13 protein-coding genes are annotated in these 9658 nt (G+C 65.4%); 7 read left to right on the top strand and 6 right to left on the bottom strand.

Going from position 1 to position 9658, the window contains the following annotated elements:
• Positions 1 to 709: prephenate/arogenate dehydrogenase family protein (locus IL54_RS02255; protein WP_037472792.1), on the top strand; the 709-nt coding region annotated here is incomplete at its 5' end.
• On the opposite strand, the gene IL54_RS02250 is transcribed toward IL54_RS02255, so the two are convergent.
• The 4 genes from IL54_RS02250 to ftsE are packed head-to-tail and all read right to left on the bottom strand — an operon-like array spanning position 703 to position 3572.
• On the bottom strand, positions 703 to 1410 hold the full coding sequence (locus IL54_RS02250; protein ID WP_037472790.1) for a lysophospholipid acyltransferase family protein: 708 nt from the start codon (positions 1408 to 1410) through the stop codon (positions 703 to 705). The two genes, IL54_RS02255 and IL54_RS02250, sit on opposite strands and share 7 nt — an antisense overlap.
• A 19-nt stretch (positions 1411 to 1429) precedes the next feature.
• Entirely contained in the window at positions 1430 to 1960 is a 531-nt protein-coding gene (locus tag IL54_RS02245) for a YdcF family protein (protein ID WP_037472788.1), read from the bottom strand.
• A complete protein-coding gene (locus tag IL54_RS02240; protein WP_037472786.1) occupies positions 1957 to 2865 on the bottom strand; it encodes a cell division protein FtsX in 909 nt (302 codons plus the stop codon). Before IL54_RS02240 ends, IL54_RS02245 begins: the two co-directional genes overlap by 4 nt.
• Positions 2862 to 3572, bottom strand: a complete 711-nt coding sequence (gene ftsE, locus IL54_RS02235) for a cell division ATP-binding protein FtsE (protein ID WP_037472794.1) — start codon at positions 3570 to 3572, stop codon at positions 2862 to 2864. The genes IL54_RS02240 and ftsE overlap by 4 nt, the downstream gene beginning before the upstream one ends.
• Before the next feature lie 182 nt (positions 3573 to 3754).
• Here ftsE and IL54_RS02230 point away from each other — a divergent pair, with 182 nt between their 5' ends.
• A complete protein-coding gene (locus tag IL54_RS02230; RefSeq protein ID WP_037472784.1) occupies positions 3755 to 4540 on the top strand; it encodes an MJ0042-type zinc finger domain-containing protein in 786 nt (261 codons plus the stop codon).
• A 138-nt stretch (positions 4541 to 4678) separates the two neighbouring features.
• On the opposite strand, the gene IL54_RS02225 is transcribed toward IL54_RS02230, so the two are convergent.
• Both IL54_RS02225 and IL54_RS02220 read right to left on the bottom strand, forming a co-directional pair.
• Positions 4679 to 5584, bottom strand: a complete 906-nt coding sequence (locus IL54_RS02225; protein WP_037472782.1) for a pirin family protein — start codon at positions 5582 to 5584, stop codon at positions 4679 to 4681.
• A complete protein-coding gene (locus tag IL54_RS02220; RefSeq protein ID WP_037472779.1) occupies positions 5584 to 5871 on the bottom strand; it encodes a BolA family protein in 288 nt (95 codons plus the stop codon). The genes IL54_RS02225 and IL54_RS02220 overlap by 1 nt, the downstream gene beginning before the upstream one ends.
• Before the next feature lie 44 nt (positions 5872 to 5915).
• On the opposite strand from IL54_RS02220, the gene IL54_RS02215 reads away from it, so the two are divergent.
• The 5 genes from IL54_RS02215 to IL54_RS22590 all read left to right on the top strand — a co-directional run.
• Positions 5916 to 6536 (top strand): J domain-containing protein, encoded by a 621-nt coding sequence (locus IL54_RS02215; RefSeq protein WP_037472777.1) that lies wholly within the window; start codon positions 5916 to 5918, stop codon positions 6534 to 6536.
• A 180-nt stretch (positions 6537 to 6716) separates the two neighbouring features.
• Positions 6717 to 8009, top strand: a complete 1293-nt coding sequence (locus IL54_RS02210) for an Hsp70 family protein (protein WP_037472774.1) — start codon at positions 6717 to 6719, stop codon at positions 8007 to 8009.
• 86 nt (positions 8010 to 8095) lie between these two features.
• The gene (cobS, locus tag IL54_RS02205; RefSeq protein ID WP_037472772.1) at positions 8096 to 9103 is read left to right on the top strand and encodes a cobaltochelatase subunit CobS; all 1008 of its coding nucleotides are present in this window, start codon (positions 8096 to 8098) and stop codon (positions 9101 to 9103) included.
• On the top strand, positions 9103 to 9519 hold the full coding sequence (locus tag IL54_RS02200) for an OsmC family protein (RefSeq protein WP_037472770.1): 417 nt from the start codon (positions 9103 to 9105) through the stop codon (positions 9517 to 9519). Before cobS ends, IL54_RS02200 begins: the two co-directional genes overlap by 1 nt.
• A partial coding sequence (locus IL54_RS22590; RefSeq protein WP_156106075.1) for a hypothetical protein occupies positions 9519 to 9658 on the top strand: 140 nt, incomplete at its 3' end. The genes IL54_RS02200 and IL54_RS22590, both read left to right, overlap by 1 nt.

Below are 9658 nucleotides of genomic sequence, written 5' to 3'. Positions count from 1 at the left end.
TCTGGTGATATTATGCGTGCCCGTCCGCGCGATGGGCATGGTCGCCGCCGAGATTGCCGACGATCTGCCCGCCGATGCGATCATCAGCGATGTGGGGTCGTGCAAGGCTGACGTGCTGGCGCAGCTTGCCGCCGCGCTGCCGGGGCGGACGATCATCCCGGCGCATCCCGTCGCGGGGACCGAAAATAGCGGGCCGGAAGCGGGCTTTGCGACCTTGTTCAAGGGCCGCTGGTGCATCGTCACGCCCCCCGCCGATGCCGATCCGGCCGCGGTCGAGCGCGTCGCCGAATTGTGGCGGCGGGTCGGTGCGGATGTCGAATTGATGGACCCGGCGCATCATGATCTGGTGCTGGCGGTGACCAGCCATTTGCCGCACCTTATCGCCTACACCATCGTCGGCACCGCCAGTGACCTCGAAAATGTCACCCAGTCCGAAGTGATCAAATATTCGGCCGGCGGTTTTCGCGACTTCACCCGCATTGCGGCGTCCGACCCGACCATGTGGCGCGACGTGTTCCTGGCGAACAAGGATGCGGTGCTGGAAATGCTGCAGCGTTTTTCGGAGGATCTATCCGCGCTGCAGCGGGCGATCCGCTGGAATGACGGCGACGCTTTGTTCAACCTCTTCACCCACACCCGCGACATTCGCCGCTCGATCATCGAACAGGGGCAGGATGACGCGAAGCCGGATTTCGGCCGCGCTCACTGAAGTAGGGCGGATGGCGGGTTCAGCGCGTTGATCGCGGCATGGACACGGGTTTCGGCCTCGCGCCGGTCGAGGCCGGTCGGGACGATCTCCCCCACCTTATAGGTGATGGTGCCCGATCGTTTGAGGAATTTGCCGCGCGGCGACACCCGGCCGCTGTCGATCGCAATCGGCACGACGGGCAGGCCGAGCAGGACATAGAGACCCGCAAAACCGGCCTTGAGCGGTGGCGCTTCGCCATGAGGGACGCGGGTGCCTTCGGGGAAGACGCACACCGCCCGCCCCTGCGCATTGGCGTCGCGGGCCGCAGCGCGCAGCACTCGCATGGCGCTCGCTCCGCCGCTGCGCTCGATGGGGATGAGGCCATAGCGCTGGGCGACGCGGCCCCACAGCGGAATGTCGAGCAATTCCCGCTTGGCGACGACGGCGGGGCGATCGAACAGGCAGAGCATGTCGATCGTTTCGAACATCGATTCATGCTTGACGATATAGAGATAGGGACCAAGCGGCAGGTCGCCGACGACCTTGACCTTCTGCCCCAGCAGCCAATGCGCGCACAGGCGATGGAAGCGGCTCCACCCCGTCCCGATCCGCAGCACTGCCTCGGTACTGAACGACCCCAGCAGCAGGGCCGCCAGCACGAAGAACAGGCTGCCGGAATAGAAGACCAGCGTGAAGGCGAGCGAGCGGATCGCGGTGAGCATGAGCAGATATGCGCCTTTGTCAGATGCCGAGCAGCGCAGCCCCGCGCCGCAGCAGATATTTATTATATTCGCGCACCAATATCGTCAGGCTAGGGCGGCTGGGCACCGCGTCATAGACGATCGCGACCCGCTCCGGCGACGCCTGCCGCAACTCCAGCGCGGCGCGGCGCATATGCCAGTCGGTGGTGATGAGGCGCACGGTCTTGTAATCGCGCCGTTCCAGCCAGCGCGCGGTCTCGATCGCGTTGGAGCGCGTGTCGATCGCTTCGCGGCCAAGCGTGATGCAGCAGGCGAACAGCGCTTCGGGCGTATCATATTCGGCCGCCAGTTCGCCCGGACGCACGGAGCGGTCGACCCCGGAGATCAGCATCCGCTTGGCGGTATCGGCCTGCAGCAGGGCGATGCCCCGGTCGATCCGCCCGGCCCCGCCGGTCAGGACGACGATGGCGTCCGTCGGGCGGCTGTCGAGCGGCTGGGGCAGCAGCACCGCGAACCAGATGAAGCCCAGCATCCAGCCCAGCATGCTGACGGCCAGCAGCCGAACGATCACAGCGCGCGGCCCAGCGCGCGCAGCACGGTCCAGCGCGCGGTGAGGACAGCGAGGAGGACGCCCGCCACCGGCAGCAGCGCGAGCAGCGCCCAGCCGGTCCCATCCAGCGCCACCGCCCCCAGCAGATCGGAGCCGGTCGCATCGAGGCGCAGGCCGATGACGAGCAGGGTGGCAACCGCAAAGGCAAAGCCCAGCACACCGCCCAGCAGCGCGTCGAGACCGATACGCCATTGGAACAGCCGGGCGATCTGCACATCGGTCGACCCCATCAGATGCAGCACGTCGATCGTCCCGCGATGGCTGTCATGCGCGGCGCGCGCCGCCAGCACGACGACTGCGCCGGTTGCGACCGTCATCAGCACAACGACGCCGACCGCCAGCCAGCCGAGCGCCGTCAGCAGTCCGGCGAGCGGGAGCAGGAACGCCGCATGGGGTTCGATCCGCAGGCTGGGCGCGATGCTGCCGAGCAGGCGGCGCAACCGATCGACCTTTGCCTCCGTCGCGCCGGGGGTGAGCGTCACATCGATGAGCGCGGGCACTGGCAGGTCGGCACTGGCGGCATCCTCGCCCAGCCAAGGGCGCAACTGGTCGGCGAGCGCGGCGGGATCGACCGGGGTTGCGGCGCGCACTTCGCTGGCCTGGCGCAACGCCTGGAGCGTGCGGGCGGCGAGCTGGTCGCGCACGGCGGCATCGGCCTCCACCACCTGCACGCTGGCGCGTCCGGCGAGGTCCGCGCTCATCGCCTGGACAGCGGCACCCAGCGCCAGCCCGGCGGCAGCGGACAGGACGGTCAGGAACATCATGATGGCGATGATCCACGGCATGGGACCAGCGAGCCGTCCGCCCGGCAGCAGGCGATGACGCGCGGCGGCGGACGCGCGGCGGCTGGCGCGCGAACTGCTCATTCGGCCTGCCGGGACCGGGCCGGATAGCGCAGCGATCCGGTGGGATCGGCGAGCCGTCCCTTGTCCAGCCGCATCATCTGCGCGCCGGTGACCTGGCTCATCAGCGGGAGGTCGTGGGTCGCGACGACGATGGTGGTGCCCAGGCGATTGAGCGCTTCGAACAGGGTCAGCAGCCGCCGGGCCATATCCGCATCGACGTTGCCGGTCGGTTCGTCGGCGACCAATATTTCGGGACGGCCGATCACGGCGCGGGCGATGGCGACCCGCTGCTGCTCTCCGCCCGACAGGGTGGCGGGGCGCGCCTGGCCACGATCGCCAAGGCCGACCCAGCTCAACATTTCGGCGACCGGCGCGTCGATCTCCTTTTCTTCCATCCCCGCCACGCGGAGCGGGAGGGCGATATTGTCATAGGCCGACAGATGGGGGACGAGGCGGAAATCCTGAAACACCACGCCGATGCGGCGGCGGAAGCCCGGCAGGCGGGTGCGCGGCAGGGTGACGACATCTTCGCCGAACAGGCGGATGACGCCGCGGCTCGGCCGCTGGGCGAGATAAAGGAGTTTGAGCAGCGACGTCTTGCCCGCGCCCGACGCGCCGGTCAGGAAATAGAATCCGCCAGCCGCCAGCGAAAAGCTGACGTCCGACAGGGTTTCACTGTCCAGACCATAGCGCAGGCCGACATTTTCGAACTGGACGATGGCCGTCATGTCAGATTGATGGCGCGTCATGCGCTCCCTGCTTCCCCGGAAGCTCCGCCATGGCACAGCGGGCAGGTCGCCGTAAAGCCCGCGCTGGGAAAAGGGCCGAGTCGCGAGGCTGGATGACAGAGCTGTAACATGCCCGATGCTTGCCGCTTGCGCGCGAGTCCCTGCCATGCCTATGAAGCGTCATGATCCTGCTATGTCCCCATTGCGCGACACGCTATGTCGTGCCGGACAGCGCCGTCGGCCCCAATGGCCGCCAGGTGCGGTGTGCCGCCTGCAAGCATAGCTGGTTCCAGGAGCCTGCCATCCTGCCCGGACGGGCGGACGAGCCAGTGGACGCCGCGCCGCCGCCGGTGGCAGTGCCGCCATCGCCGGAACCAGCGCCCGTGGCCCCGCCGGTCGAGACGGTTCCAGACACGCAGGCCGCCGAGCCGGTTGCGCCGGAGCCTTCGGCACCCGCGAACAACCGCTTCGACGACATCTATGCCGGTGCGCCCGTCAGCCGGGTGGAGGACAGCGAACCCGCGCCTGCCGTGCCGGTCAAGCGTCGCCGCAATGTCCTGAAATTATGGACCTATGCTGCCGTCGCCTTTGCCCTGATCGTCGCTGCGGCGGGCGGCGCGCTCTATTATTTCGGGCCGCCGGGATGGGCGGTGAGCATGGGACTGGTCGCCGACGAGGGCGATCCCGACCTGCTTTTCTACCTTTCCAAACCCGCCGAGCGGCGCAAGCTGCCGACGGGCGAGGAATATTTCGCCTTCGGCGCGCGGATCGTGAACAGCGGGACGCAGGCGCTGCCGGTGCCGCCGGTGCTGGTGCAGTTGCGCGACCGGCAGAACCGGCTGGTGTTCAGTTGGACTACCAAGGCCGACAAGGCCCGGTTGAAGCCCGGCGAAGAAGCGTCGATCAATGAGAGCCGGATCGACATTCCCAAAAATGCCGAGAATTTGTCGCTGACCTTTGTGCAGTAAGGCCATCCTGCCATAGACTGTCATTGCCGCGCAGGCGGCAATCCATCTCCTACCCTGTCGGCAGACGAGATGTCAGGAGATGTCGAAGAGAGGCGCGTGACTCTCTTCGACCCGCCTTCGCGGGGATGACGAGGTTTTTCAGGGATAGCTTACCGTTTTGGGTCGGCCTTGGGGGATGGGGATGAACTCCTGATCGTCGCCGGGGATGAGGGGGAAGCGGAGCGCTTCCCAGTCTTCGCGCGCCTGCATGAGGCGGTCGGGGCGGGACGAGACGAAATTCCACCAGACATGGCGGGGCGAGGTGAAGGCTTCGCCGCCGCACAGCATCACGCGGCCGCCATCGACGCTCATCAGCGTGGCGCGGGTGCCGGGGCGCAGGACGTAGAGCGTCTGTGGCGTCAGCATCATGCCGTCGAGTGCGGCATCGCCGCCGGAAACATAGATGGCGCGTTCATCGGCCGACGGGTCGATCGGGATGCGGCCGCCGGGCGATAGCTGGATGTCGGCATAGATGGTCTGCGCATAGGTGGTTACGGGCGAGGTCTCGCCCCAGAGCGACCCCATGATGACGCGGGCGCGGACAAGCCCGTCCTCGATCACTGGCAGGCCGGCTTCGCTGACATGCTCGAAGGCCGGGTCCATTTCTTCCAGCGCGTCGGGCAAAGCCAGCCAGGTCTGGATCGCGGATAATTTGGAGGCCTTCGCCCGTTCGTCGTCGGGCGAGCGTTCGCTATGGACGATGCCATTGCCCGCGGTCATCAGGTTGATCGCGCCTGCTTCGATCAATTGTTCGGTGCCCAGGGAATCGCGGTGGAGGAACGCGCCTTCATACATATAGGTGACGGTAGACAGGTTGATGTGCGGATGGGGGCGCACGTCGATGCCATGGCCTGCATCCAGCTTTGCCGGGCCAGCCTGATCGAAGAAGATGAACGGGCCGACCATCGTGCGTCCCTTGGTCGGGAGCGAACGGTGAACCTTGAAATCGCCCAGATTATGGGTGGTGGGCGCGATACTTTGCAGGATGAGGTCGTCCAGGGTCATCAGGCTTCTCCGGGGGCGCGGGCCTTGATCGCCAGCGCGTGAACCTTGTCGCGCAGCAGATCGGCCAGCGCGGCGTTGACGAGACGCTGACGCGCGACGCGGCTTTGCCCGGTGAAGCGATCAGCGACGATGTCGACGGTGAAATGGCTTTCGCCCGACCCGTCATGCCCCGCATGGCCGCGATGCTTTTCGCTGTCGTCGATCACGGCGAGCTGTTGCGGGTTCAGGGCGTCGCGCAGCCGCGCTTCGATTTCGGTGGCCACGGGGCCTTTCAGAATCTGGGTCATGGCCCCTATATAAACGCTTTGCCGCGTCATGCATCAGGACAAGTTTGTCGACCGACCCTTTCTCGAACCGTCGTTTCAACCGCTTTCATGGCCGGGTGGAAGGCGACCGCCCCTGCGCGGCGCCCGGATGCCCGGAACCCGGCGAATTCCGCGCTCCCCCGGCGGAAGGCAGCGCGCGACCGGGGGATGAGGGGCCGCGCTGGCGCTGGTTCTGCCTCGACCATGTCAAAGCCTTCAACCAGGGCTATAATTTCTTCACCGGCATGACGCCGGACGAGATCGCGGCGGCGCAGCGCCCCTATGCAGGGTGGGAGCGGGAGACGCGCGCCTTTTCCGCCAATGCCCACAGCCCGTCACCCAAATGGGCCGATTTCGTCGATCCGCTCGATGCGATCGGCGCGAAGTTCAAGGAACGGATGGCCAAGGCGCGTGCCGATGCGCAGGTGCGGCAGGATGGCCAATTTCTGTCCGCCGAAGATCGCAAGGCCTTGGGCGTCATGGGACTGGGCATCGACACCGACCGCAAGGCGCTGCGGACGCGCTATACCCAATTGCTGCGCCGCTATCACCCCGACCATAATGGCGGCGACCGCAGCCATGAGGGCGCGTTGCAGGGCGTGATCCAGGCCTATGCCCATTTGCGCAAGGCGGCGGTTTTCGCTTAGCTTCGCATATTTCCCGCTGTTTTCGATATTTTCGTTCGCTCACTCGTAATTTTATTACACTGCCTCTGGCCTCGACACTCTATGCTTATAGCGATCGGCGGCCTTGTAGGACAGAGGCTAGCCTTGCGGGCACACGGTGCTGCTGTCATAGCGCGCAGCCCCCTTCCCCGGAGATGAACCATGCAGGATGTGCCGCGCGCGCTGGGCCTAGATTTCGGCACGACCAACAGCGTCGTCGCCATAGCGACCGGCCAGCAGTCGGATCTAGTGGACTTTGTCGGCGATCAAGCGACCGGGGCGGTGTTTCGATCGGCCTTGTGTTTCTGGCATGAGGAAGGGGCCAAGGGCGGATTGGCGCATGAGGCGGGGCCGTGGGCGATCGCCGAATATATGGAATATCCCGAGGACAGCCGTTTTCTCCAGTCGTTCAAGTCGGTGGCGGCCAGCCCGATCTTCGAAACCGCCAATGTGTTCGAAAAACGGTTCCGGTTCGAGGAACTGGGCGCGATGTTCCTGGACCGGATGGTCAGCCATGCTGGTGGCGCGCTGGCGACGCGGCCGGAGCGGATCGTCGTCGGACGGCCTGTCGAATATGCCGGATCGCGTCCCGACGAAGCCCTAGCGCGCAAACGCTATGACGCGATGTTCGCCGGGTTCGGCACCGACATTCATTATGTCTATGAACCGCTGGGCGCGGCGTTCAGCTATGCCAGCCGCCTGACCGAACCCGCGACGATTTTGGTCGCCGATTTCGGCGGCGGCACCAGCGATTTTTCGATCGTGCGGGTGGAAGCGCCCGGCGCGGCGCGACGCTGCGTGCCGCTGGGGTCGGCGGGCATCGGCATAGCGGGCGACCGGTTCGATTATCGGATCATGGACCATCTGGTGCTGCCGATGCTGGGCAAGGGCGGCAGTTATCAGTCGTTCGGCAAGACGCTGGAGATACCGCGCAGCCATTTCGCCGATTTCGCCGACTGGTCGCGCCTGGCGCTGATGCGCAACCGGCGGACGATGGACGAATTGGCGCGGCTGAAGAAAGCGGCGACCGACCCGGCGGCGATCGGGCGGATGATCACCGTGATCGAGAAAGAATTGGGCTATCCGCTCTATGATGCGGTGGGGTCGCTCAAGCGTGCCTTGTCCGACGCGGACAGTGCGACGTTCCGCTTTTCGGGCGGCGAGCTGGAGATCGAGCAGCAAGTGCAGCGGCGCGATTTCGAGGCGTGGATCGCGCCCGACATTGCGCGGATCGAAGCGACGGTGGACGCGGCGCTGGCCAAGGCGGGGGTGACGCCCGATGCGATCGATCGGCTGTTCCTGACCGGCGGATCGTCGCTGATCCCGGCCATTCGCGCGATCTTCCGCAAGCGCTTTGGCGAGGAACGGATTGCCAGCGGCGGCGAGCTGACCTCCATCGCCCATGGGCTGGCGTTGATCGGACAGGAAGCCAATCTGGCCGAATGGGCCGCTTGATCCGGCTACTGCCAGCCCCCATTGTCTCGACATCGCCTTCCTGGATCGGTTAGGGCTGGCATGACTCGCAGGAAGATGATGACCCGATGAACGATATTTCCAACGTCCAGCCCGATACCCGCGCCGAAACGCTGCTGGATGCCCCCGATCGGTTTGTGAACGCGCGCGATATGTTCGGCATCGACGTCGACATGCAGATCCCGGCCTTTTCCCAGGCCGATGAGCGCGTGCCCGACCTCGACCCCGCTTATGTGTTCGATCCCGACACCACGCTGGCGATCCTGGCGGGCTTTGCCTTCAATCGCCGCGTCATGGTGCAGGGCTATCATGGCACCGGCAAGTCGAGCCATATCGAGCAGGTTGCCGCGCGCCTGAAATGGCCGTGCATCCGCATCAACCTGGACGCGCATATCAGCCGTATCGATCTGGTCGGCCGCGACGCCATCGTCCTGAAAGAAGGGCAGCAGGTTACCGAGTTCAAGGAAGGGCTGTTGCCTTGGGCCTTGCAGCGGCCGGTCGCCCTGGTGTTCGACGAATATGATGCGGGCCGTCCCGACGTGATGTTCGTGATCCAGCGCGTGTTGGAAACCGATGGCAAGATGACCTTGCTCGACCAGAATCGCGTGATCCGGCCCAACCCCTATTTCCGTCTGTTCGCGACCGCCAATACGGTGGGCCTGGGCGATACGACCGGCCTTTATCATGGCACGCAGCAGATCAACCAGGGTCAGATGGACCGCTGGAACCTGGTCGTGGCGCTTAACTATCTGCCCGCCGCGACCGAGGCGCAGGTGGTGTTGGCCAAGTCCGGCGAATATGATCATGAGGGCGGCCGCAAGGAGGTCGAGAATATGATCAAGGTGGCCGAACTGACGCGGCAGGGCTTCATCAACGGCGATATTTCGACGGTGATGTCGCCGCGCACGGTGATCAGTTGGGCGCAGAATGCGCTGATCTTCAAGAATGTCGGCTTCGCCTTCCGCCTGAGCTTCCTCAACAAATGCGACGAGGCGGAGCGGGCGTTGGTGGCGGAATATTATCAGCGCGTGTTCGGCAAGGATCTGCCCGAAAGCGTGGCTGGCCGGGCCGCCTGATGATCGTCGTCGAGCGGATCGCGCCGGACGGGACCGCGCACAAGATCAGCATCAGGGGGCATGAGATCGTCGCCGACATGGCCGCGCCCGATGGCGGGGATGACGGCCCGGACCCGCATGACCTCTATGATGCGGCGCTCGGCACCTGCAAGGCGATGACGATGCTATGGTATGCGCAGCGCAATGCCATTCCGGTCGAGGGCATTCATGTCGGCGTGATCCGCGATGCGAGCGAAGAGCGCAAGGGCCTCTACAAGCTGACCACGCGCATCGCGCTGACCGGGCCGATGACCGACGAGCAGCATGAGAAACTGATCGCGGTCGCGGCGAAATGTCCGATCCACAAGTTGATGAGCGACGTAGAAACGCAGATCGAGACGATCGCCGTGCCGCGCACCGGCGACCCGGAAGGCTGATGACCGAACGCTCCCCCATCGATGCTTTCAAGGATGTGCTGTCCGGCACGGCGCGGTCGATTGCGCGTGATGCCGAGGTGGAGGTGGGCTTTACCGCCGATGCGCCGCATGTGGCGGGCAAGGCGATCAAGGTGCCGAC

Origin of the sequence: Sphingobium sp. ba1, assembly GCF_000743655.1 — a bacterium.
Classification (GTDB): Bacteria; Pseudomonadota; Alphaproteobacteria; order Sphingomonadales; family Sphingomonadaceae; genus Sphingobium.
Note: the sequence above shows the minus strand (reverse complement) of the source record. Positions and strands in the feature narration are given on the sequence as shown.